General features: G+C 37.9%; 20 protein-coding genes. 5 read left to right on the forward strand and 15 right to left on the reverse strand.

Features of this window, described 5'->3' with window-relative positions:
* Window positions 1-2: 2 nt before the first annotated feature.
* From PHV30_00455 to PHV30_00465, 3 genes are read right to left on the reverse strand one after another with little or no spacing between them, the layout of a single operon-like run.
* Window positions 3-1,775, reverse strand: a complete 1,773-nt coding sequence (locus PHV30_00455) for a phosphoenolpyruvate carboxykinase (GTP) (protein MDD5455482.1) — start codon at window positions 1,773-1,775, stop codon at window positions 3-5.
* A 17-nt stretch (window positions 1,776-1,792) separates the two neighbouring features.
* On the reverse strand, window positions 1,793-2,515 hold the full coding sequence (locus tag PHV30_00460) for a biotin--[acetyl-CoA-carboxylase] ligase (protein ID MDD5455483.1): 723 nt from the start codon (window positions 2,513-2,515) through the stop codon (window positions 1,793-1,795).
* Between the two features lie 58 nt (window positions 2,516-2,573).
* Window positions 2,574-3,176: a hypothetical protein gene (locus PHV30_00465; GenBank protein MDD5455484.1), complete on the reverse strand. Its 603-nt coding sequence runs from the start codon at window positions 3,174-3,176 to the stop codon at window positions 2,574-2,576.
* A 106-nt stretch (window positions 3,177-3,282) separates the two neighbouring features.
* Between PHV30_00465 and dapF the strand changes: the two genes are divergently transcribed.
* Entirely contained in the window at window positions 3,283-4,119 is an 837-nt protein-coding gene (dapF, locus tag PHV30_00470) for a diaminopimelate epimerase (protein MDD5455485.1), read from the forward strand.
* Between the two features lie 166 nt (window positions 4,120-4,285).
* On the opposite strand, the gene PHV30_00475 is transcribed toward dapF, so the two are convergent.
* Entirely contained in the window at window positions 4,286-4,582 is a 297-nt protein-coding gene (locus PHV30_00475; protein ID MDD5455486.1) for a hypothetical protein, read from the reverse strand.
* 137 nt (window positions 4,583-4,719) lie between these two features.
* Between PHV30_00475 and PHV30_00480 the strand changes: the two genes are divergently transcribed.
* Together PHV30_00480 and rnc are read left to right on the forward strand one after the other, a co-directional pair.
* The gene (locus tag PHV30_00480) at window positions 4,720-5,892 is read left to right on the forward strand and encodes an LL-diaminopimelate aminotransferase (GenBank protein MDD5455487.1); all 1,173 of its coding nucleotides are present in this window, start codon (window positions 4,720-4,722) and stop codon (window positions 5,890-5,892) included.
* Complete coding sequence (rnc, locus tag PHV30_00485; GenBank protein MDD5455488.1) at window positions 5,892-6,617, forward strand: ribonuclease III; 726 nt, start codon at window positions 5,892-5,894, stop codon at window positions 6,615-6,617. Before PHV30_00480 ends, rnc begins: the two co-directional genes overlap by 1 nt.
* A gap of 10 nt (window positions 6,618-6,627) precedes the next feature.
* Here the strand turns inward: rnc and ugpC are convergent, their stop codons facing one another.
* The 6 genes from ugpC to accC form a co-directional block, all read right to left on the reverse strand.
* On the reverse strand, window positions 6,628-7,731 hold the full coding sequence (ugpC, locus tag PHV30_00490) for a sn-glycerol-3-phosphate ABC transporter ATP-binding protein UgpC (GenBank protein MDD5455489.1): 1,104 nt from the start codon (window positions 7,729-7,731) through the stop codon (window positions 6,628-6,630).
* Between the two features lie 31 nt (window positions 7,732-7,762).
* Window positions 7,763-8,221 (reverse strand): 6,7-dimethyl-8-ribityllumazine synthase, encoded by a 459-nt coding sequence (ribH, locus tag PHV30_00495; protein MDD5455490.1) that lies wholly within the window; start codon window positions 8,219-8,221, stop codon window positions 7,763-7,765.
* A 67-nt stretch (window positions 8,222-8,288) separates the two neighbouring features.
* Window positions 8,289-9,497 (reverse strand): bifunctional 3,4-dihydroxy-2-butanone-4-phosphate synthase/GTP cyclohydrolase II, encoded by a 1,209-nt coding sequence (locus tag PHV30_00500; protein MDD5455491.1) that lies wholly within the window; start codon window positions 9,495-9,497, stop codon window positions 8,289-8,291.
* Complete coding sequence (locus PHV30_00505; protein MDD5455492.1) at window positions 9,487-10,134, reverse strand: riboflavin synthase; 648 nt, start codon at window positions 10,132-10,134, stop codon at window positions 9,487-9,489. The genes PHV30_00500 and PHV30_00505 overlap by 11 nt, the downstream gene beginning before the upstream one ends.
* Window positions 10,119-10,565 carry a transcription antitermination factor NusB gene (nusB, locus tag PHV30_00510; protein ID MDD5455493.1) on the reverse strand — a complete coding sequence of 149 codons (447 nt, stop codon included), beginning with the start codon at window positions 10,563-10,565 and terminating at the stop codon, window positions 10,119-10,121. The genes PHV30_00505 and nusB overlap by 16 nt, the downstream gene beginning before the upstream one ends.
* An 11-nt stretch (window positions 10,566-10,576) precedes the next feature.
* The gene (accC, locus tag PHV30_00515) at window positions 10,577-11,938 is read right to left on the reverse strand and encodes an acetyl-CoA carboxylase biotin carboxylase subunit (protein MDD5455494.1); all 1,362 of its coding nucleotides are present in this window, start codon (window positions 11,936-11,938) and stop codon (window positions 10,577-10,579) included.
* A gap of 149 nt (window positions 11,939-12,087) precedes the next feature.
* Between accC and PHV30_00520 the strand changes: the two genes are divergently transcribed.
* On the forward strand, window positions 12,088-13,683 hold the full coding sequence (locus PHV30_00520) for a glycosyltransferase family 39 protein (GenBank protein MDD5455495.1): 1,596 nt from the start codon (window positions 12,088-12,090) through the stop codon (window positions 13,681-13,683).
* Window positions 13,684-13,686: 3 nt separating this feature from the next.
* On the opposite strand, the gene PHV30_00525 is transcribed toward PHV30_00520, so the two are convergent.
* Window positions 13,687-14,997, reverse strand: a complete 1,311-nt coding sequence (locus PHV30_00525; protein MDD5455496.1) for a hypothetical protein — start codon at window positions 14,995-14,997, stop codon at window positions 13,687-13,689.
* A 463-nt stretch (window positions 14,998-15,460) separates the two neighbouring features.
* Here PHV30_00525 and PHV30_00530 point away from each other — a divergent pair, with 463 nt between their 5' ends.
* Window positions 15,461-18,616 carry a C39 family peptidase gene (locus tag PHV30_00530; protein ID MDD5455497.1) on the forward strand — a complete coding sequence of 1,052 codons (3,156 nt, stop codon included), beginning with the start codon at window positions 15,461-15,463 and terminating at the stop codon, window positions 18,614-18,616.
* 159 nt (window positions 18,617-18,775) lie between these two features.
* Here PHV30_00530 and PHV30_00535 read toward each other — a convergent pair whose 3' ends face one another.
* The 4 genes from PHV30_00535 to PHV30_00550 all read right to left on the reverse strand — a co-directional run bounded on the left by PHV30_00535 (window position 18,776) and on the right by PHV30_00550 (window position 24,799).
* The gene (locus tag PHV30_00535) at window positions 18,776-20,479 is read right to left on the reverse strand and encodes a hypothetical protein (GenBank protein ID MDD5455498.1); all 1,704 of its coding nucleotides are present in this window, start codon (window positions 20,477-20,479) and stop codon (window positions 18,776-18,778) included.
* A 7-nt stretch (window positions 20,480-20,486) separates the two neighbouring features.
* Window positions 20,487-22,571, reverse strand: coding sequence for a hypothetical protein (locus PHV30_00540; protein ID MDD5455499.1), 2,085 nt, complete (start codon window positions 22,569-22,571; stop codon window positions 20,487-20,489).
* A 151-nt stretch (window positions 22,572-22,722) separates the two neighbouring features.
* A complete protein-coding gene (locus PHV30_00545; protein MDD5455500.1) occupies window positions 22,723-23,847 on the reverse strand; it encodes a hypothetical protein in 1,125 nt (374 codons plus the stop codon).
* An 85-nt stretch (window positions 23,848-23,932) separates the two neighbouring features.
* On the reverse strand, window positions 23,933-24,799 hold the full coding sequence (locus PHV30_00550; protein ID MDD5455501.1) for a hypothetical protein: 867 nt from the start codon (window positions 24,797-24,799) through the stop codon (window positions 23,933-23,935).
* Between the last annotated feature and the right edge of the window lie 334 nt (window positions 24,800-25,133).

Here is a 25,133-nt window from a genome sequence, read left to right on the forward strand (position 1 = left end):
AATTAATGTCTGAAGTGTTTCTCAACTTTATTAAATTCCTGCCAAATGCCATCAGGTATATGCCCTTCAAACTGGTTGAAGAACTTTTCCACATCCTGTAGTTCCGCCTGCCATTCATTTTTGTTGATCTCAAAAATTTTTTCCATTTTTTCTTCAGGAATATTCAGGCCTTTCAGGTCCAGGTCTTTAATATTAGGAATAAGCCCTATTGGTGTTTCATTCGCCTGCACTTTATTATCAATCCTGTCCAATATCCATTTCAAAACGCGCATATTATCACCGAAACCCGGCCAAATATATTTGCCGTCATCATCGGTCCTGAACCAGTTAACAGTGTAAATTTTGGGAGGATTGGTCAGTTTTTTACCAACCTTCAACCAATGATTAAAATAATCTCCCATGTTATAGCCACAAAAAGGTATCATAGCCATTGGGTCTCTTCTTAATTGACCTTCTTTATGAGTTGCGGCCGCTGTAGTTTCTGAGCCTGTTCTTGCACCCAGGAAAACACCATGCTGCCAGTCAAAAGCCTCGAGCACCAAAGGAATAAGCTTAGCCCTTCTTCCTCCTAATATAATCGCGGATATAGGAACGCCGTGGGGATTGTCTGCTTCCGTAGAAAGCGTGGGACAATTATAAATGGAAGCTGTAAACCTGGAATTGGGATGAGCTGCTTTGGTATTTAAAGACTTATCCCAGGGTTTACCTTGCCAATCAATCATGTTTTTTGGCATTTCGCCATCCAAACCTTCCCACCATGGTTCATTTTTATCAATATCTATAGCGGTATTGGTATATAAAGTCGGGAAATATTTGTCGGCTTTCAATGTTCTCATCATGTTAGGATTGGTCTTCATGGAAGTACCAGGAGCAACGCCAAAAAATCCTGATTCCGGATTTATGGCGTAAAGCCTTCCGTCTGGCCCTACGTTCAACCAAGCTATATCATCGCCTAATGTCCAGATTTTATAACCGGGCAAAGCTGATTGCAGCATGGCCAGATTTGTCTTGCCACAAGCTGAGGGCATGGCCGCTGTTATATAGGTTACTTTGCCTTGCGGGTCTTCAATGCCCATTACCACCATATGTTCTGCCAGCCAGCCTTCTTTGTAGCCCTGCCAGGAAGCTATTCTCAATGAAAAACACTTTTTACCCAGAAGTGCATTACCCCCGTAACCCGATCCTATGCTCCACACAAACTGTTCATCAGGAAAATGCATGATAAATCTTTTATTGGGGTCGAAATCGCCAACCGAATGTAACCCTTTAACAAATTTATCTGAATTCCCTATCTTGTCCAGAATTTGCTTACCCATGCGAGTCATTATCCTCATGCTCACCGCAACATAGCTCACATCGGTCAGCTGTACACACATCTTGGCATAAGGTGAATCCGGGTGGCCCATCATATAGGGCATAACATACATGGTCTTACCGCGCATGCAACCATCGGAAAGCTGGGTCATCATTTCTTTGGCCTCTGCGGGATCCATCCAGTTGTTGTTAGGCCCGGCTATATCTTTATTCTTATGACAAACAAATGTCAGATGTTCGGTACGGGCTACATCTGTCGGATGACTTTTATGATAATATGAATTTGGCCAGCTTTTCTGGTTAAGTTCACGAAAAATAGGTGTATCTCCAATTTTTTCCTCTTTTATTCCAATTTCAATGAGTTTCCGTGCTTCTTCTTCTGAACCGTCGCACCAGTAAATCTTATCCGGCTTGGTTAAAATTGCCTGCTCCTCTACCCATTTCTCCAACGGTGTTGCCATTATTGCTCCTCCTTAATTTAATAGATTTCGCCAACACTTATTTCTTCAAGTGTCCCGCTATCAGTTAATAATATTAATTCTCCATTATCGGTGAGACTTTGAGCTATTCCGCTCTTTATATCTTCACCACATTTTACATTAACTTTTTCTCCTATAAAAGAACTTTTTTTAATATATTCCTTTTTAATAATCGGAAACCCGGTTTCACAATATTTGTCATAGCATTCAAAAAATTTATTGAGAAAGCTTGTAATAAAAAAATCCCTGTTAACCTCTTTTCCCTGGAGCAGATTAAGAGAGGTGGCCGAACGATTTATCCTTTTGGGGAACTCTTGCGGCATATTCAGGTTCACCCCTATGCCCATTACCAAGCCTAAAAATTGCTGTCCGCTAAAAGATGACTCGGCAAGTATGCCGGCAATTTTCTGCCCTTTTACCAATATATCATTTGGCCACTTGATGTTTGCTCGCACTTTGTACTCTTCAAGAGTGCGACAAATTATAATCGCTGTAAAATGGGACAGTGCGCTGATAATAAAACGGTTTGTATCTTTTGGCTTTAAAATTATAGACAGGTAAACATTGCCTGGTATATCGGAAAACCACTCACGGTTGAACCTGCCCCGACCGGCGGTCTGTTTATCAGCGACAACAACCTGTTTGTCCGAGAGTTTCGCCAAATTTTGCAAGGCATATGTATTAGTAGAAGGAAGTTCCTTGAAGCTCTGCAAAGAGTACATTATAAAAGTTATTTTACTTTAAAGCCGGTTTGATAACAATAAAGTTAAAAAATCCAGGTTATTCAACATCAATATTGAAAAGAGCTCTGATATATACCTGCTTATCATCGCCTATTCTGAAGACACCGGCGAAAACAGGTTCTTTGTCCTGGATATCTTTTTGCGAAACAAATAAAGAACCGGTAAGCGGTCCTCTCTTCACATTATGATAGGCATATGAAGTATAACTTGTTTGCATATTGCCGGAAATCATTGCCTTATACTTGTTTATTACCATGTATATGCCGGGAGTATAATGCTCAGAATCCAATATTGTGTTCCAGTCAAAGTCCGAAGAAAAGTCAGACATGACACAAAGAAATTTATCCTTGAATTTCTCGGGATTATTCAATATTTGGAATAATTTGATTATTTCTTTTTTTTTCACATTATTTATGAAAACTCCCTGAAAAATATCAGTTGTTATTTGCGGAATACTATCAGAATTCGTTGAAATCGTAAGCACTTTTTTTAATTGTGTACCAATAATCGGCAAGGTTACATTAAGCCTGTCAGCTATTATTGTAAGGGAACCATTCTTAATAGCCGCATAAGATTCTATCGGCACTATTAAAGATAGGGGTTTTCCTTTCTTTACATTAATACTTAATATTTTATTCATTATGGACTCCTGAATAGTTACATTTCAAACAATATTTCGTCAGTTAAATAAAAAAATCCCACCACAAAATTAAAAAATAATTTATAATAAACAAAAAGGAGCAGACATGAACTTCACAAAAATGCAGGGAACAGGTAATGACTTCATTATCATTAACGGCTTTAAGGAGCTGGTAAACGGCATCAATTGGCCTGCATTATCCAGGAAACTCTGTGACCGGCATTACGGGATAGGTGCTGACGGAGTTATTCTCGCTTTACGTTCAAAAAAAGCTGACCTTTTAATGAAAATTTATAATGCCGATGGTTCGGAGGCGGAGATGTGCGGTAACGGGATACGCTGTTTCGCTTTTTTTGCCTGGAAGAAAAAACTTGTTACAAAGAAATCTTTTTCAGTGGAAACACTGGCCGGATTAATGAAACCAGAAATTGTAGAAATGGCTGACAACAAAGCCTTGGTTAAGATAGACATGGGCCAGCCCAGGTTTAACCCCAAAGAAATTCCCGTTAACCTGGATAAACAGTTCCCGATCAAGCTGGCAGAAGCACGACTAAAGAATAAAACTATTACTTTTACTCCTGTAGGTATGGGGAACCCTCATGCAGTGGTCTTTGTGGAAGATACCGACAACTATCCGGTTCGGGAAATCGGTGAAGAAATGGAAACCAATAAACTTTTCCCCAAAAGAACAAATGTAGAATTTATCGAAATACTTTCCAAAAAGGAAATCAAAATGCGGGTCTGGGAACGTGGGAGCGGAGAGACTCTGGCTTGCGGAACAGGAGCTTGCGCATCGGTTGTTGCAGGCATATTGTTGGAAAAGTTAAACAATCTGGTAAAAGTTCATCTTCTGGGTGGGGACCTGAATATCGAATGGCATGATGGCAAATCGGTATTTATGACCGGACCTGCTGAAACAGTTTTTGACGGAAAAATAAAATAATCCATACAAAAACAGTAATGGTTTTCAGTTTAAATGCAACATACTCGACGCAAAATTGAATTTCGGCGAGGCGCCAAGAAGCGAACAGCGGAAGTGTACTTACAGGTACATTGAGCAGTGAGCGACGCAGGCAACAATGCCGAAAACCATTTTGCTAAGAGTATATCTAGACTCTGATAAGGGTTTCTTTCATGAACAGGGCTGCATAATCGGAAGGCAATCTTTTAATAATCTCAGCCTGTTTTTTGGTTTCTATAAGTTTAAAAACCTCTATAGCTTTGGTGTGAGAAAGTTTCAGCATTAAATTACTAACGCTCTTTACATCAAATTGCACGAGAACTTTGGCTAAAAGATTAGAATCAATTTTGTTTATTTCCTTAATATATTTATCGCTGTGATTCTCCATATACAGAAGGACCATTTCATCCGGATTCTTTATAACTTTCTTTTTGTTGAAAAACATCTCACTGCCCCCTTTTAATAAACCCTTATATATTATATTATATCTTTTAATTCAAATGACAAGTGGTCAATTTTTGAACTTATAATAATATATCGTGTAAAAAGGCCGAAAATTTCAGGGAATTTAAGGAGAATTTAATGGTAACCACATCAAAAAAATTTAAGCATGTTCCACCCTATTTGTTCGCAGAAATCGACAAGAAAAGAGCGCAGGCCATTGCCGGAGGTGTGGATATTATCAACTTAGGGATTGGAGACCCGGACCAGCCTACATTCCCACATATTGTGGCTGCCATGCATAATGCCATTGATAATCCCGCAAACCACAATTATCCTCCGTACGAAGGGACTAAAAATTTTCGGGAAGCCGTCGCATCTTGGTATAAAAAACGGTTTAACATTGATTTGAATCCCGATACTGAAGTTTTGTCCTTAATCGGCTCCAAAGAAGGGATAGCACATCTGCTAAGCGCTTATATCGACCCTGGAGATATTGTCCTGGTACCCAGCCCTGGCTATCCGGTTTATAAAATGGGAACAATTCTTACCGGCGGAACACCTTTTTTTGTGCCTTTGACAACTGAAAATAATTTTTTACCTGATCTGGACAGCATCCCGGCTGATGTTGTAAAAAAAGCTAAAATACTTTATGTAAATTATCCCAATAATCCCACAGCCGCTATAGCTGAAATCCCCTTTTATAAAAAGGTTGTAAAATGGGCAAAGAATAATAACATCCTGATAGCTTCCGACCTGGCTTATAGCGAAATGACTTATGATGGTTATAAAGCCCCGAGTATTTTGGAAGTGGATGGTGCCAAGGATGTAGCTATAGAATTTCATTCTTTATCCAAGTCATTTAATATGACGGGGTGGCGTATAGGTATGGCCGTGGGCAATAAGGATGCTATTAATGCTCTGGGTGTAATAAAAACCAATATTGATTCGGGAATATTTAAAGCCATACAAGAGGCCGGCATTGTCGCGCTTACACAGCCTGCGCCACAAATCGAATTAACTAATAATCTTTACAAAGAACGACGGGATGTTTTGACAAAAGGATTAAATGAGCTGGGGTGGAACTTGAGACCGATTAAAGCTACTTTTTATGTTTGGGCACCTGTTCCTAAAAAATATACCTCGGCAGAATTTGTGACCAAGGTACTTGATGAATGTGGTATTGTAATCGTTCCTGGCAATGGTTACGGTCCAGAAGGAGAAGGATATTTCCGTATTGCGCTAACAGAAACCAAGGAAAGAATTACCCAGGCTTTACAAAGATTAAAAGATAAAAATATAAGTTATAAATAATGCTTAACCATCAGCGCATTGAGCATCTTCGGACACTGGAAAAAATACTAAACATTTATTTTGATCAGTTGTCTTTGCTTTCTCAAGCTCTGACGCACAGTTCCTATACCTATGAAGGCAATCTGCCTGATAAATTCAGCAATGAACGTCTGGAATTTCTTGGCGATTCTATTCTAAAGTTTGTCATTACAGAGTACCTCTATAAACAATACCCGGACCAGAATGAGGGTGACTTGGCTCAGCGCCAGGCAATAATGGTTAGTGATGCTACGCTGGCTCAAAAAGCACTGGAGATATCCCTGGGCAATTATCTGCTCTTGGGCAAAGGTGAACAAAAAAATCTCGGTGCAACCAATGAGTCTAACCTTGCTAACGCTCTGGAGGCTTTATTCGGTGCTTTTTATCTTGATCAGGGAATGGATGCAACCAGAGCTTTTATTTTAAATATTTTACACACTGTTCTTTCAAAAAATTTCTCAGAGGAGGACCTCAAAGACCATAAGACCAGGCTACAGGAATACACTCAAAGCCAGGGGCTGGGACTACCTGAATATCAGTTACTGAAAGAAGCAGGACCTGATCACGCCAAAAAATTTACAGTTAAAACTATTCTTCTTACTCATAAAAAAGAATTAATCGGAATAGGCATGGGGTCATCAAAAAAATCAGCTGAATCAGCTGCTGCACAGGATTTGCTGCAAAAATTGGGAAAAGATATTAAATAAATTTTTGCTGCTAAATCAGGGCCATCTTGGTCTTGCTGTCGAACATATGCATGTTTTTCAGGAAAAAACCCAATTCAATCGTTTGTCCAAGTTTGAAGTCAAAAGCAGGGTCTACTTCTCCTAAAAACTTGGTTCCGCCGATGGATAAATGTAAAAATGTTTGCGGGCCTAAAAGTTCGGCAAAATCAATTTTTGCTTCCACTTTTTCCTCAGTATACTTTTTGCGCAGAGCTTTCTGGTAATCTACGATATCTTCCGGACGAACACCAAGAATAACATCAATTTCTCCCATTTTTTTAAATTCATCATTTAATGTATCTGGTAATGTCAGCTTAAAGTTGCTACTCTCGAAATAGAATTTTCCTTTACGCTCCATAACTTTACCGTCAAAAAAATTCATCGAAGGTGAACCTATAAATCCTGCTACAAATGTATTATTCGGTTTATCGTATACCTCCAAAGGTTTGTCGAACTGCTGTATCTCTCCTTCATTCATAACCACAATTCTGTTCCCCAGAGTCATAGCTTCTATCTGGTCATGTGTTACATAAACAAAAGTAGCTTTGAGCATTTCATGAATATTTTTTAACTGACCTCTGGTCTGAACCCTTAGCTTGGCATCCAGGTTAGAAAGGGGTTCGTCCATTAAAAATACCTTTGGCTGTCGCACGATTGCCCGGCCTAAAGCGACTCTCTGGCGCTGACCTCCGGAAAGTTCCTTGGGTTTTCTCTCCAGATATTTTTTCAACCCCAGGATTTCCGTTGCTTTTTCAACTCTTTGCTCAATTTCATGTTTGGAATGTTTACGAATCTTTAAGGCAAATTCCATGTTTTCACGAACTGACATGTGCGGATATAAAGCGTAATTCTGAAAAACCATGGCGATATCACGGTCTTTTGGCGGTGTGAAAGTAACATCTTCATCACCGATATAAATTTTACCTGAAGTTACTTCTTCCAGGCCAGCTATCATACGCAAGGTTGTTGTCTTGCCGCAACCTGAAGGTCCAACAAGAACTACAAATTCATGAGGTTGTATATCTAAATTAATACCTTTAACAACTTCAACTTTTCCAAAATTTTTGACAACTTGCTTTAGTACAACTCCGGACATGCTTTCAGCTCCTTTTATACTAGAGAAATCTTTATTTAATTTTTGCTTTTAAATCAATCATTTCCAAGGCGTTAACCGCTGCTTCCCAGCCTTTGTTGCCGGATTTAGCGCCAGCTCTTTCTATTGCCTGTTCAATAGATTCGGTGGTCAGAACTCCAAAAATTATAGGAGTCTTTGTAGTCAGCGCAATGCTGGCTACACCTCTGGACACCTGAGAAGCAACATACTCGAAATGCGGAGTGGCCCCCTTTATCACAGCGCCCAGGCAGATGATGGCATCATACCCTTTTTCCTTTATCAGATTTAAAGTATAAGGTATCTCAAAGGCACCAGGCACTTTATAGATATCAATATTTTTTTCGTCCACTTCATGACGAACCAGAGCGTCTTTGGCGCCTTCCAGTAGTTTAGTCCCTATGAACTCATTGAACCGGCTCCAAATAAGAGCTATCTTTTTGCCTTTTCCATTAATTTTTCCTTCGTAAATCATGCCAGCATCAGCTCCTTGTTTTTTGCCTATTATAAAATTTTTTAGCTGAATTGGAAACCACTATTTCTTATTTCAGCTTTAACAGGTGGCCCATTTTATCTTTTTTGGTCTGTAAGTATCGTTTATTAAATTCTGTCGGCTTCATTTCAATCGATACCCGTTCTGTTATTTCAATACCATAACCCTTTAATGCTACAATTTTTTGAGGATTATTGGTTATAAGGCGAATGGAAGTCAGACCCAGGTCATAAAGTATCTGCGCTCCCATTCCATAATTGCGCATATCCGGATCAAAGCCCAGTTCGATGTTGGCCTCCACAGTATCACGGCCTTCTTCCTGCAATCTGTAAGCTTTAAGTTTATTGATAAGGCCTATGCCGCGTCCTTCCTGCTTCAAATATACAATTACTCCCGTACCTTCTTTGGCAATCATCCTTAACGCTTTATCCAATTGGTAATGACAATCGCAGCGCTGGGAATGGAAAACATCTCCGGTCAGGCATTCCGAATGCATACGTACCAAAATATCTTTTTTGGAACTGATATCTCCCATTACCAAAGCAATATTTTCCATACCGCTCAAAGTGTCTTTATAACCATATCCTTTAAAAAATCCATATTCGGTCGGCATATTAAATTCTACTGCCCGTATAACAAAACGATCTCGCTGTACCTGATATTTAATCAGATCTTCAATAGTAATAATTTTTAACCTATGCTTTTTGATAAATCCTTCCAGATCCTTTACCCGGGCCATTTCTCCATTGTCTTTAATAATTTCGCAGATAACTCCGGCTTCCAGAAGATTTGCCATTTTAGCCAGGTCCACAGCGGCTTCCGTATGCCCTGCTCTTTTCAGAACTCCTCCTCTTTTAGCAAGTAAAGGGAAAATATGTCCGGGAGAAACTATATCTTCACGCTGACTGGCAGGATTAATTGCTACCTGTATTGTTTTGGCACGGTCAGCCGCTGAAATCCCTGTTGTTACACCATGTTTGGGTGATGCGTCTATGCTTGCTGTGAAAGCGGTCCTCAGGCTTTCCCGGTTTTCTGCAACCATTTCTTTCAGGCTAACCTTTTCCGCAATTGCTTCAGATAGAGGCAAACAAACTAGTCCGCGGCCATTTTTAATCATAAAATTTATAGATTCAGGTGTGACAAACTGCGCGGCCATTACCAAATCCCCTTCATTTTCACGATTGGGATCATCAACAACAACAATCATTTTCCCATTGGCAATATCCTGCAAAGCTTCCTCAATTGTATTAAAATCCATGTTCTCTTAAAAACTCCTCACTTATTTTCTTGCTTTTTTTTGTTTCAAACGGTTGATGTACGTAATGATATATATATTTGCCGATCATATCAACCTCAATATTTACCGGATCACTTTTTTTCAATAGATGAATATTAGTTTCCTTATAGGTTGTTGGAATTATAGAAGCTACAAGGGAATAAGACAAGACATGAGCTATGGTCAAACTGGTACCATTTATAGCTATAGAAGCTTGAGGCACAAGATATTTCATTATCTCTTCATTCGGCTTAACAGTAAGTATATGGTCTTCTCCTGCCTTTTCCAAAGATTGAACCACCCCGATTCCGTCTACATGGCCCTGCACCCAATGTCCTCCGAGTAAGGATGTCGGTGTAAGCGCTTGCTCCAGATTAACTTTTGAAGATTTAAGCAGAGTTCCAAGATTAGTACGTTTCAGTGTTTCGTTCAGAACATCAGCCTGGAATTGTGTTTTATCCAGTTTGGAAATCGTTAGACAAGCACCATTAACACTTATACTTTCTCCCAATTTGGACAATCCGCATATTTTTTCGCTACGGACCTTCAGGACTGCCCCGGATGAAGTTTTTTCTATTTCTTCAACTATGCCGATATCCTGAATTATTCCGGTAAACATAAGGGGGTTATCCTCTCGCGTTTCTGGATGTCTGCCCTGTTTTTGGCAATTCCACCTAATACTCCGTTGATAAACTTTATGGCTTCATAAACACTGTATTTTCTGATAAGCTCAATCGCTTCAGAAATTATGACTTTAATAGATGTGTCGGTAAATAACATTTCCCAAATTGCCACTCTAAGAATGGCCTTATCAATTAAGGCAATCCTGTCCAGCTTCCAGTCTATGGCATAATCGGCTATGAGCTTATCCAACATGTTCATATTATCAATGCAGCCGTTAAAAATTTCTGCGGCGAAGCTTCTGGTCTCTTCAATGTACTGGTCTTTGGTAAGCGTGTAATCCAGGATTTCTTCCTGATTGGCTTTTTGTACCTGATACTGATAGAGGGCCTGCATGGCCAATTTTCGCGCGGTACTTCTTTTCCCCATAAATTATGCCTTTAGGTGTTACCGGCCAGAAGTGTATTCAGGTGTGTTTCAATAAAATTGGTATATACTTCTCCCTTTTGAAAATCTTTATCGTCCAATATTCTTTGATGAAAAGGTATAACAGTATGCACTCCGTCAATCACAAACTCATCCAGGGCTCGTCTGGCCCTTTGCAGGACCTCTTTACGATTTTTTCCGCGGATAATCAATTTGGCCAGCATGGAATCATAGTTGGGCGGTACCCTGTAGCCTGCATACAGATGGCTGTCTACCCTCACTCCAGGGCCACCGGGCGGCAAATACAGCCGAACTTCACCCGGAGAGGGCAGAAAGTTGTGAGTAGGGTCTTCAGCGTTAATTCTGAACTCTATGGCATGGCTGATAATTTGGATATCTTTTTGTTTATAGTGTAAAACTTCGCCGGCCGCAACTCTGATTTGTTCCTTCACCAGGTCAACTCCCGTGACCTCTTCGGTAACACAATGTTCTACCTGAATACGGGTGTTCATTTCCATAAAATAGAATTTTTTCTTTTTATCCAGAAGAAATTCTATTGTTCCGGCACCGATATACTTGATGGTTTTTGCCGCTTTTACAGCAATAATGCCCATCTTGGTCCTTAATTCATTGGTCAGAACAGGTGAAGGTGATTCTTCCAGAAGTTTCTGATGGCGGCGCTGAATAGAGCAATCTCTCTCACCCAGGTGAATAACATTCCCATGCTTATCAGCTAAAATCTGAATTTCGATATGACGCGGCTCTTCAATATATTTTTCCATGTAAATATCAGGATTGCCGAAAGAAGCCTGAGCCTCGGTTTGGGCCATGGAAAAATACTTTTTTAACTCTTTTACGTTTTTAGCAACTCTCATGCCCTTGCCGCCGCCCCCGGCTACTGCTTTAACGATAACCGGGTAGCCGATGCGTGTGGCCAGCTTTTCGGCGTCTTTTATATCGGCGATCACACCTTTAGAGCCAGGGATAACCGGAACGCCGGCCTTACGCATAGTATCCTTGGCAATAGCTTTGTCTCCCATACAAATAATATTATCAACTGTAGGACCGATGAAGGTGATATTGTTGGTCTGACAAACTTCTGCGAACTTGGCGTTTTCAGCTAAAAAACCGTATCCGGGGTGTATGGCTTCAGCGCCTGTAACTTCGGCGACGCTGATAATGGCGGGAATATTCAAGTAACTTTTTGCGGCCGCGGCCGGACCTATACAAAAAGCTTCATTAGCTAACTTTACATGCAAGGAATTTTTATCTGCTTCGGAATAAACCGCAACCGACTTGATGCCCATGTCTTTGCAGGCACGAATAATACGGACAGCAATTTCGCCACGGTTGGCAATAAGTATTTTTTTAAACAATTTGCATCTCCTTCGAAAGTTAATTGCAAATTATAGCATATTACCCTAATCTGCAATAGGTGATAAAATGGCTTACTATTACTGAGACTTGGCTTTACATAGTACTCTGTAAGTATAAAAACAACCGGGTAAAATAAAATATTAGAATCATGCTAAATCATTTAAGACCCAAATTTACTCGTAAAATTCTGCTGCGCATACTTCTTTTAATAATTATCGGTTCTTTTCTTTTTTTAGTAGGCAATCAAAACTATTCACTTTTTGATAACTCTGAGACCAATTATTCAGCTGTAGCCAGAGAAATAGTAAATACCGGCGATTGGCTGACTATGCACTATAACGGACAAAACTGGTACATTCATCCTCCTCTTTATTTCTGGATGACTTCCACTCTTTGCAAATTATTCGGCTGGACAGAATTTAATCTGCGTTTCTGGGAAGGCCTTTTCGGTGTGCTGGGACTAATCATGACCTATCTTCTGGCCAGACAATTTTTCGCTAATCGTATTGCTTTTTCCAGCGCGCTTATTCTGGGCACTTCCTTTTATTATTATATAATCAGCAGGCTGGCAATTTTTGATACGTTTTTAAACTTTTTTATTCTCACTACCCTTTATCTTTTTTTTAAAGCTTATTACAATCCCACCCTAAAGGGCCGTTATTTCTTTTTTATGGCCATCAGCACGACCCTCGCGGTATTAACCAAAGGTCCGGTCGGACTGGTACATCCTTTTATGGTAATTATTCCCTTTTTAATTTGGAAAAAAGACCTGAAATTTCTTTTTGATAAAAAAATCTGGCTGAATTTTCTTTTTTTTATTGCGCTGATCAGCCCCTGGTATGTTATAGAATTAACCAGTCACGGCTGGGATTTTTTTAACATAGCGCTTAAAGATTACACCTGGTATCGTTTTTTCGGCGCGGTAGAAAACCAAGCCGGTCCGTGGTATTACTATTTCCCGGTACTACTGCTCTTTTTTCCCTGGATATTCTTTCTGCCCAATGCGCTACTTCTACTTTCGAAAAAGCAGACTACTGACAACAAACAACGTGACTTCGTGCAATTTTCCATATTCTTTCTGGTAATAACTTTTATTTTTTTTACGCTAGCCGGCACCAAATTGCCTAATTATATTTTTTCTGTTTTCCCTTTCCTGTCTATTCTCATATCTGCATCTTTGTATCGGATAAAAAATAAAATACCGTTGCAACTAAGCTCGTTTGTTCTTTTACTCTTCTCCCTGGTCCTCTTATGGTTCAGCGTTTTCGGTAAATTGCCGAAAATATATGCTGCAGATCAGTCCTGGCTAATTAAAACTGTCATTCTGAACTTCGCGATTATTTTTGTACTGGTAAAACTTCTACAGAATAAAAAACCCGCAACGGCCATTTATTCCTATACGCTTTGCACAATTTTATTTGTTTTTTATCTGACACATTTTTTCCTGCCGGCAATTGAAAAATATAAAGACACTAAAATATTTGCGGATGTAATAAATAAAACCGAAAAAAAATCCTATACTATAATTAATTTTGAGGGCTACAGCCCAGCACTGATGTATTATCTGAACCATAAGGTGGAACATATTCAAAAAATAGAAGAGCTTAAGCAAACAGTTGCAACCGAACCTGGAATAATTTACATAGTATTACCGCTTAATGATTTAAATAGAATTAAGCAAATCTCTGAAAAAACTTTAGTTATTAAAAGCGGATATCAATTTTCGCTGATCAAAATTAATTAATTATCAGCAGCCCATGGTGGAAGCCGGCTTAGGATTATCCGCCGGAATATCATAGATCGCTTTCTTAATATTTAGCATTTGGCCTTTATTTTGAAAATCAATGATCTTTCCCATTATTGCTGCCAACTCTTTCTCAAATCTGTCTAATAATCCAGCCAGCCCTTCTTGATTGCCGGAAATTTTTGAAGTTGTGCCTGCTATTGTTGCCGAGTATATTCCGGAGCTGTTCAGCGCTTGTTTTCCGCCGGTCTCATCAAGTTGCTTGCTTAAAGTCTGTACTTTTTCAATATTTTTTTCCATATCTTTTGTGAACCCATCTTTGATGCTATCTGTTCTGCCATTATTGGTTATATCTTTTCCCTTTTCCAAAAGGTGTTTAATGGTATCATCGATTAAATTTTTCAGATCATAAGCTGTCTGAATGTTGCCGGCTTTAACAGCTTTTTCAAGGGCAGTAATTAAAGTTTTTAAATATTTATTTGTATCGGAATATTCTTTATAAATTTGCAAATCTTTTTTTAACTCAGTTAACTGTTGAACTGCTTTTTCGTTATCTTCTATTATTTTTTTTGCCTGATCAGATTGACCATCCGTAAAGCTTTTAGCTCTTCCTGATTGTTTTTCAAATTCTGCTATTAATTCGTTCACCATTTGATTGCTATCGAGGATGTCTTCCTCTTTTTTGACCAGATTGTTATCTTTACGGATTAAATGGTCCTTTATTTTTACTATTTCTCCATTGCCAGTTAAGAAAAAAATTTCAGCTCCTGCTTTTTCCAAGGTTTGTTTGGTTTCCTTAGATGATGTTTTTAGTTTTTTTTCATTTATCATATCCACAATAGCCATAACCGTTTTATAGTTTTCAAGGGATTTTTGCTGCTCAGCATTTAATATCCTGGAACCCGCAAGAGTGTTTACTGTCAGAATTTCATCTTTAATGTAATTATTAATTGTCTGTGTTGTTTTCTGAGAAATTCCCAAAGCTTCTAAGTTTTTTAAAAAATCCTGTACTTTGATCTTTGCGTTTTTGTTATTGGTTAATTCTTTTGCGGAAGGAATTGTGCTAACCAATGGAGTTGTTTCATTTAATTTATCCCCAACAAGTACAATATCAACCCCCGGATTTAAAACAACCGGTGTAACTCGAAGATATGCAAGCCAGTTGCTCGTATTTGCTGTGCTGTCTACATTTTGTGCTTTTAATTCCTGAGTATTGATCTTATTTGCCGAGCCTGCAGAGTTAGCTTTTAATAGTGGTGTTTCACCTGGTATTGTAAATATTGCTCTCGTTAAATTTATTGAATTTTCGCCCATGTTCCCCATCCCCCTTTATTGCCTTAAAAATTCCCTCTTATACTTATATATCGAACACTGTTTTAAAAAATTTCAAGCAATTTCATATATCACAAAAAGTCGATATATATGGAAATAAAAAAAGCCAGATTGGGCGGGGAGTCGGGGGAGACTTTCCAATCTGGCTTTCAAGGTTAGACTATTTATAAATAATTCTTACGTCCGGGTTCTTTATCACTACTCCGTTAGCAAATGAATCTCTTAAGATTTCCCATCCTCTGCTTGCGGCGATTTTTTTAATTATTTTACTGGTTGTCATGATCCTCATCCCCTCCAAATTTCTTGCTCTTATAACAATATATCGGCAACGAATTTTAAAAATACACCAAGATTTTTGAATATAATTAACCGGCCTAAATATGTAGTTTAAATAAATTAAAATCAGGGCAGAATATATATAGATAATTATGAATAAAGGAAAGATATGGCACCAATAACGCCACCACCATCAGCTGCACAAACACCACCTCCTGCCTGGGGATTAAAACCTCAAACACCGGAAGCAGCAGGTGGGAAAAAAGAAACAAAGCCTGACAAACCGGGTGCCGCATCACCGATACCTCAATGGAATATAAAGCCTAGTCCCGCAATAGATACCCTGAATTATTTACAAAACAAGGATAAAGGTTTTCAAATAGAAGCCTGCAGGGAGTTGGGGATCAATTTTTCTGAACTTAAAGATATGAAATATTCAGACTTGGAAATTAAAATTAAGGCTTTTCAAGAAAAATATGGATTCGAAAAAACAGGGCTTTTTGATAATAAAACCAAAACCCTGCTAGAATCCCTTGTTAATAATACGGATATTCTTAATGATCGTTATGCTATTCTTGGTGTAGATTTGGGGGTACTAAGAGAAGGGTCATTAAAAAAAGGGGAACTACAGGAAAAAATAAAATATTTCCAGGAAAAACATGGTCTGGAAAAAACCGGGTATATTAATGACTTTACCTTTTCCGCCAGCGAACCGTACGATAAATATGTTGAAGAATTATTAGCGCATGATGATATAGGCTCATTAAGGGATATTTGCGAAAAACTTGGCATTAACTTCGATGATCTGACACAAAGGAAATTGACTCCGGGTAAATTAAGTGAAAAAATAAAATATTTCCAGGAAAAACATGGTCTGGAAAAAACCGGAAAATTTGAGGGCGCTACCCAGTTTTTGCTCGAAAGTAATGATGAAGAAAAAATAAAATATTTCGCTCTCCTTGGAATCACTTATGATCCGAAAAATCCGGATTCTCCTGTTAAGCCAGATGAATTACAGAAAATTAAAACTTTTCAGGAAATAGTATTTGATAAGGGAAAACCTTCCTCTGGTGTTATAGATCGCAAAACCCAATTATTAATAACCCAACTTTTAGAACAAAGCACAATATTAGAATCGCTATCTGAGGAAGAAAAAAAAGCCTTATGTGCATTATTGGGCATATCCGGGGAAAAGTTATTATCCGATCATCCTTTAGAGATATATAAACTGATTAAAGGTTTACAGGAACACATCGGCTTAGACAAATCAGGCATTCTGGATAGTCGTACGAAAAGGTTATTAAGTAATATTAACAAGCTTAACGCAGACGGTATTATAAATAAAGATAATATAAAACAAAAAATTGCTGACTTTCAACAAAAACATAATCTTCCTCAAAAAACAGGTATTTTAGACAGGTGGACACTTGAAAAACTTGAGTCAGTTGAGGAGCCGGGAACCACGGGAAAACCGAAAGAAAAAGAGGGTGTTTTTAGTAGCAAACCGGAAGCTTATGTCAGGGATAATGTCCAAACCGAATGCGGACTTACAGATGAGAGTGATTATCTTACTCTGGAGGGTCTGCGCCGTTTAAGTAATCAGGAACTAAGAAAAAAAATACAGGACGCTTTGGGGATCAATGATCTATCTTCCTGCAGCGCTGAAGAATTTGACGAAAAAGTTTTTATTTATCAGCTTAATAGATCCGCGATGGGCCTGGGTGGAGGTGTCGGCAACTTACGAACTTCAATGGCCGACGGCCGGCTCAACCTCAGGACAATCCGAGCTATAGATCAGGGAGCAGTTACCAATAAACATGAGAAATTAGATCCCTCCCAAAAAAAAGAAATAGATGATTTACGTAACAACTATCTAGTTAAAATAAATGACAATTACGATGAACAGCAGAAGTTGAAAGATAGTTATATAGGTGAACTGGCTAAAAAACTTGTCTCTTCAAAAAAATTTGAAGAAAAGATGGAGGAATCATTAAAAAAGTATTTCGCCTGGATAAGTAGTTTCTATTTACAAAAAGACATCAGGCTTTATACAGCCTCTGAACTAGAACAACTTCTTCCTTCGAAAGAAATTCTGGGGAAGATCGGCAGCGATAATTTTGAGAAATTAAGTCCTGCGCAAAATTATTCCGAAGATATAAGAAAACTATATGAATTCGCAAATGACGATGAGTATAAACAGTACGCTAAATCATTAGAACAAATATTTGTGAAGGGTTCTTATGGTTTAAACATATCAAACCTTCTAGCCTGTATGATGAAAAAGGAAAGTGGAGGCAATAACCGTGCTTTAAGCCCTAAAGGTGCTATGGGCGCCATGCAATTTATGCGCGGTACTGCAATAAGCATGGCGAAACTCGCTCTGAGCAGAGGAATCATTCCTCAAGAACTTCAGGGAAAATTTACAGAAATAGCAAATGGAGTAAAGGTACAGGAAAATCTGGCTGATAAAAAGTTGAGCCTTATTCTCGCTTCAGTATACATAAATAATATTATTGAACAGCTTATAACAAAATTTCCTGAACTTAAAAATGATCCCCAAAGGTTGTTAACTCTGGTATTGGCTTCCTACAACGCAGGTGAGAATAGAGTATTAAAGAACGGCGGCCATGTTCCTGATATACATGAAACTAAAGACTATGTAGCCAAAATAACAGACTGGTATTATAAATTGCAGAACAATGGTATAGATAAAAATTACCTGGAAGTTAACAAAAATATAAGAATTGAGGAAATAAAATATAAGAACAATAAATTTGTTTACTATAATCAAGGAGACCCTAACTGGGGTGGTATCTCATATTCCAGAAATGGAAGCAGGGACCAGAATATAGCAAGTTCAGGTTGTGGGCCAACCTCAATGGCAATGGTAGCTTCAACTATTACAGGCAAAAATTATACTCCTGATAAACTGGCAGCGTTTTCATTAGCTAAAGGTTATAGAACATCTTCAGAAGGTACAGGTCATGGATTTTTTCCAGCTGCTGCTAAGGCATATGGATTGGATTATCAAAGTGAAGGGGTAAACTCAATAGATTCTGCCCTGGATCAGGGACGCATGGTCATAGTTTCCATGAAACCGGGAAGCTTTACTACCGGAGGACATTTTATAGTAATTATAGGTAGAGACAAAGAAACAGGTAAATATTTAGTTATGGACCCCAATAGGGGTAATCGAAGTTATTTTAATGGCGGAGTTAAATTAACTGGAACTGCGGGGTTGGTGTTAGCTGATAACAACATTATCAAGACTCAAGGAAAAGCTGCTTGGTCTTTTTCCGCAAAGTCTTCAAGCTTTGCTTCGTAAGTTTTAATTTTTTTTAATATTTAACTCAACTGCAACCCTATTTCCCAAGCAAATTTCTTGGCTTTTTCCTGAGCTTTTTCTGTTCTTCAGTAGTATTCTGTTAGACAGCGCAATCTTTATTTATCTTGTGTAGCTATTTCGAATTTTTTCTTCAGTCATCTAGTTTTGTGACGATACAGGGGTTATTTTTTTCGTAAACTTTCCCGCGTTTTCTTTATACTGTTTGTCAGTTTCAGCAGATATACCGGCAATTTGCTTTTTCAACCATTCAGGCATCAGCTTGCCGAAGCTTTCATTAATTTCGGCATTATTATATTTTGATACCAAAACTCTGAGTGCTTCTTCGCAGGTTGATTTCAATGAATGTACTGTCGTTACGCCCGACGCTTCGATAGCTTTTTGCAAAGAAGCAATAATCAGCAAATCCTTGGGGGTTAGTTCTTCCAGGCTTCTGCTACCCTGTATTGAACAAATCAAATCTTGGAAAATAATTTCTTTGCCACTGATATCTTTTAATTCTTCACTTTTTTCGGACAAAAAGTTTATCGCTTTGATTAAAGTTTCGCTGCTGCTGTTAATCTCCTTTTGTTTTTTAAGAATAATCACCGCCAGATAAGCCGCGTTATTTTCCAGTCTTTTTTTGACTTCCGCTTTATCGCCCTTAGGGCTTCCTTTGGAAAATTTTTCAATTTCACTTGCCAGCTTATCAAGCATTTCCTGCATGTTTTTCTGGTTCAAATTTTTCGATATATCTTCCATTAATTTAGAGCTGAAATTATAGTTCAAACAAAATTTCTCATCATTAACTATTCCGTCATTACTCGAAGCAAACAAGTAGGAAACAACATTTTTAGGCTCCATATTCAGGACTGTTTTGCCATCACCCAATAATTCTTTGTTTTTTGTCAGTAAATAATAATCTTTTTGGGTTAAGGCAAAGTCTACGAACCCCTTCATTTCCGCGCTCAAAAAAGAACTTTCTGTCTCCTGTTTCGGGTCAATGCCTTCGGGTATTATACACTCGTAACCATGGGCCTTAAATTTTTGTTGCAACTCAGCATAAGTTAAACCTTTTTCGGGAATATCGAGACATTTTTTACCGTCTTCAACTATCTCGGTAATGCTCACTAATTTCTTGCCGTTAAAAAACATATCGTCCAATAAAGTTTTATTGATCTTTCCTTCTCTTCTAATCGCCCTCTCTGTTTCCAGGCTTTGCAACATACTTGATAAACCAATACAGGCAGATTCATCCACTGTATTTTGCTTCTTTTCTTCTGAAAAATATTGTTTGAATTTGTGTTCAGAAATGTTTAATTTTAAAAGCATCCCTCCGTCGCCATTTTTGTTTCTCCCCATATTTTCTTCATAAGCATTGAATAACTTCTTAATATCGTCCCATTTGATTGACCCGCCGGAGATAATGCTCTTCACTTCAAAGGCAAAAATTAAAGCTTTTTTTGCTTTCTCATCTGTTATTTTATTTAAGGTTCCGTTTTTGTCGCTTACTGTTAAATATCCGGCAGCGTTCAACATGCCCTTGTTTTTTAAATCGGCAATAATTGATTCGGCTGTTTTTTTGTCTACGCCGAACCCTTCGGACAGGAATTCCGCGTTTATCTCCATGCCATTCTTTGTCCAGTTGGTAACATAGAAACCGAACACATCCCAAAGAGGTTTTAAGTTTTGTGATTCAATCTGTTTGCCAGCAGGGGCTTTTGCTTCGCCACCCTCACCTTGTTTGCTCACCGGTGTGCTGACTTTTCCGGGTTGCTGTTGTCGGTCACTTGCTGGGATATAGGTCTGTTGTGCTGGCGATGGTGATTGGGGTTGTTGCCTAAATGGTATAGCTACTTGGCGCATTTATTTTCTACCGACCTTCCGTTGGTGGCCCAAATCCTTGCAGTCCGGAAGCAGCAAACGGACTTTTTGGAGTTTGTTGTTTCCCGTCAATAGTAGCCTTGAAGTTTGTAGCTTCTTGAAGCTTGTTTAAGTCCAGGCCATCAGTCTTGAAGCTTTCAATTCCATATATTAGTAGCTGTGCATAGCCCTGAGGATTATTGCCTGCGGCTGAGAATTGAGCCATTGACCCAACCAGATAAACAAGTTCTTTGGCTTTAGCCGGAGCAGGATCACTTATAATCAGTTCGGCGCGCATCAGCATATCCAAATAACTTTCCATTTTTTTCTTTTCATCCGAGGTTTTTGGTAAGTTATAAATGTATATTCTTGCTTCTTCATATTTATTGTCAGCAATTAATTTTGGTAATTGTTCGTCAATATTTAACTTGGATTTAGCTCCATCTGATATTTTCCTTAAATTAGTTAATACTTTGTCTTTATGTTCCCGCAATACTTCTCCGGCAATATCTTCAGGCAATTTACCTCCGACCGCCTGCTCAAAAGGATTAACCTCTGTAGTATCAACTGTTCCTTTAATATGATTTTTCCCGATATTATCCCATATCTCTTTTAATTGTTTGGACAATTCAAGTTTATTGTTTGCTTTGGCTTTGGTTAGAAATTCATAAGGATTAAACTGGTCCTCTTCAGCTATGATCACGCTATTCAAGGGTACTGTCGCCTGTTTGATAAATAGTTTAAGTTTTTCATCAAAATCACTGTTTTTATTAAATTTCGCCTTTATATCTCTGCAAAAACGTTCATCCAGCGGGTCTTTTCTGTAAAACTTTTTAATGTCATCCGGAGACATGATGTCGGCATCTGCCAAGTCAGCCATAAAGCAGGCCATCATTTTCCTATAATCAATCCCGGCTGTAGTGGTACAAAATTTAGCATAATACTCAAACAGTTTTTCAGGTAAACTGGATTTTAGCATGCTGCATTGTTTATTTGTCCAGGGAACATCGCTACCATCCAAAAATAAATATCGAGCATCCCTGCTGATTTTTGGAAGATAACCCTTACGTGCTTTGTTAATTTCCTCTTTTGTAAACACTGAGGATGGGCCTCCTGATCCGTTTCGTTTTATCGTGGCTTTATAATTCATCACTATTTCAACAAACGATTTGCCGTTTTCTTTTCTTTCAAAATCATCAAGAGCTTTCAAATATTTCGGATCAATGTCTTCTTTTTCATCAACAGCAGCTAATCCCAGCACTGACCTTATATTGTTTAGCAACATATTACATTCTTTTTTGCTGCCGAACCACTTCTGCTTAGCATTCTCAAGATGTGCAAGATAATTTCTCAATTCTCCAATTTTTGATTCGGGAAAATCCTTAATATCCTCCAAATTAATCAAGGTTTCCAATATAATTGCCTCTTTGCTTGAAAGCTTGCCTTCAAGTTGTTTTATCTCAGCCTCCATAATTCCCATCTTGTTTCTTTTCTCGCTGACTTTAGTATCCGTATTCCCTGGTGGCTGCCCTGTTCCATCCAACCCTAGCGATTGTTTAACCATTCCTTCAGAAATGCCTTTTGAGAATTGATAATTTGGGCTATCATTTAAAAAATTATCTTTTTCAGTACCGATAGCTTTTTCAAAAAGAGATTTAAGGTCAAGAGTCTTAACGTAGGCTGCTTTATCGTTACCATGTTGCATTTTTGAAAATTTATCTGGTAAAGAACTTATTGTTTTTAATAATTCTTCCGCTTTAGAATTATCAACACCTCCGTTTACCTTGCAGTCGATAAAAAAGGTAACCAACGCTTCCAAAATAGAATGATCGTCATTTAAATTATCAGAAACAATTTTCTTTCCTGTCAAAGAAAAACTATCCAAATCTTTTAGGTTCTGCTTCGTGAATAAATTTTCTAAACCATTGAAACCAGCTCGCTTAGCTAAATCTAATAATTGTTCTTTGGTATATGACTTGGTTCCTATGCTCCCACCAACATGTAAAGTGAATATTGCAGTTCCTTCAGCTGTATTATCTTTTAGTGCCTGAATCCCTGTAATTCTTATTCCGGTTCCATTTATTTCCTCTGCCATTTTTTCCTCTTTCGTCCTTCTTCCTTCGCACTTAAAAATAAATTAATATAAAACAAAGCACCGAGCCCTTAGCCCTGAGCACAAACCGGATCATAATTAGGTTTGTCTATATATTATTGTGCCCGGAGATTTATTGTTTTAAACTCGAATTTTAGGTTACAGAAACTATATTTAATCTTGCTTTTTCTTCCGCAATAGTTGTTTTTAGATTTAGTCCATTATTTTGTTTGCTAACATCATTTAAAAAACTTAACAGTGTATCCAAAGAATTCAAATCCACATTTTTTTCAATATCCACACTACCTTTGTTTTTGTTTTTAAATTCTTTAAGAAGTTTATATGCTTCAGTTAAGTTCTTGTTTAGCTCTTCAGCAATTTCTTTCTTTTGCTCTTCTGATAATGTTAGTGAGGAATTATTGTTTTTTACATTTAACTGCAATATCTGGGCTTTTACCTCCATTAATTTCTGCTGTAAATTTTTGTCGTTTTTCACTTTATCCAGTTTGAGCGCGTTTTGAATTTTTTGCAGAGCAAATTTTTCAGCCATTTTGTTCAGTTTCTTTTCCGCGGCGGCTTCCATTGCCTTTCTCTTTGGATCAAAAATGATTTTAAAAATCTGTTCTTTTAAGTCCGAGCGTAGATTTCTAACAAACTCGAAAACCTCCCGAAGAAAAACATTGTTTGTGTCGTTTGACAGGTTTTTTGTAAATTCCTGAGCATCTACCTTGCCTTCAGCGATCTTGATTTTGGCTTTTCCTGCGCTGTCTATATTTACATCAAATTCTTTTACTCCCATTTTTTTGAACTTATCCAGCTTATCCCTTAATTCACCGTCAGTTGTGCATCCCAAACAAGTTTTAATATTCGCCATGAAATCAGCCAAACTGGCAGTGTCCATTTCTTTTTCGGGATTTACAGCTTTGCCTTTCTCAACAGCCATCCACTTCATAATTTCCAGCTTTGCTGCCAGCAGCGGATCAATTTGTTTGATATCTTTTATCTGTTCAGGAGTTAATGATTTAAGGCTTTTTTCATTAATAGGCAGAATTAAGGAAGGAACTTTGCTTAATTTTTGTTTATCTTCAACAGTTAATCCAAGTTTGACCTTGTTCCTGTTCACCTGGTCAAAAGCCAGCAAAATGCCTGGAGGAACATTGCCGGGCTGCTTTAAAAGTTCATTGAAGCTTTGCGGAGATGCAGATGGTGTATTGGATAAAGCGGCTGCTTCTTGAGCTTTTACCGCTTGTTCTGTTAAATTTAAAGGTTGTATGGACACACTATCCCCCTGAATTATAAACCTTATACTTTATATCGTAATGGCTGAAAGAAAACTTGTATGAAAATTATTCGATGGATAAATCTTAGCCGGCGAAAATATGTTCTTGTCTTTGTTCGTCAAATCTATTAAATAAAAATTGCTTGTTATCAATATTTTTTGTAAGGTTATTTTCCATTTGCTTTTTTAACGCTTCCAAATTTGCCAATAAAGCTTCTAATGCAGACGTATTCTTGGCGTCAGCAGAAAGGCCCTGAATACCGATACTCTTCTTGATCATCTCTATTTTGTTTACAATTTCCTGCAATTTTTTTTCGTATATCTTTTTTTCGTTATCTGTCTTTTCTTTTTTCTTTAACCATTCTTCAAACTTCTTCTGGTCTTCTATTTGTTGTTTTTTCCAGTCCTCTATAATCTTTTCAATCAACTCGCTCCTAGTATTAGCCACAAAAGTTAAAATTTCTAAAATCATTTGTCGTTTCCATATTTCCATAGTGTCCCAGTTTTCCGTCAATTTTTTTATAGCGGACTCTAGAGTTTCTTTGCTGTTTCCTAACGTTGAAACATCGGATAATCCGGCACTTTTTAATTGCTCATTAAGGCTATGCATTATAAGAGGATTATCCAGCAGGCTTTTTAATACATCCCTATTTTTGCCTACCTGTTCAATAAATGATTTCAAATCATAACTTTTATATGTTTTAGAAATTTGATCAAAAACTTTTATAGATTTAATAGCGCCTGATGCTTCGGTATCAAATGATACAATGCTCATTCCGTTTACTTTAAGTTGCTTTAAGTCCAGTACAGCCTTGGTTATTGTCTCAGCTGTCGCGGATTCAGAGTTTTTCTGAAATGTTGCTTTCAAGTCATTAATTATTTTCTGCCATTTATCAGACGTACTGAGATCATTTATTTGATAACTATTACTAATTGCTATTGGTTCTGCCATATTTTTACCTTCATTTATTATTATTCCCTGAAAACAGGGTTTTCAAACTACAAACTTTACGCCTGTCTATATATCGTAAGATCGTTCAAAAAAGTTGCATGAATCTTTTTATCGTTTCACCAAAAAGAGAACTCTGCTAGTTATGGGGATTGCTTCGTCGCTAGCGCTCCTCGCAATGACAAAGCACAGAATTGAAGCTATGACTATATTTCTCTAAGCTTTTTGGGTAACAGATCGTGTATGGGTATAAACGCGGAGGTTACCTGAAAAGCTTTATAGGCTACTGACTTCTCAGTATATAATTTAAGCTTATTGAAGGGTAAATGCATAATAA

This window comes from Candidatus Margulisiibacteriota bacterium (assembly GCA_028715625.1).
Taxonomy (GTDB): domain Bacteria; phylum Margulisbacteria; class Riflemargulisbacteria; order GWF2-35-9; family GWF2-35-9; genus JAQURL01.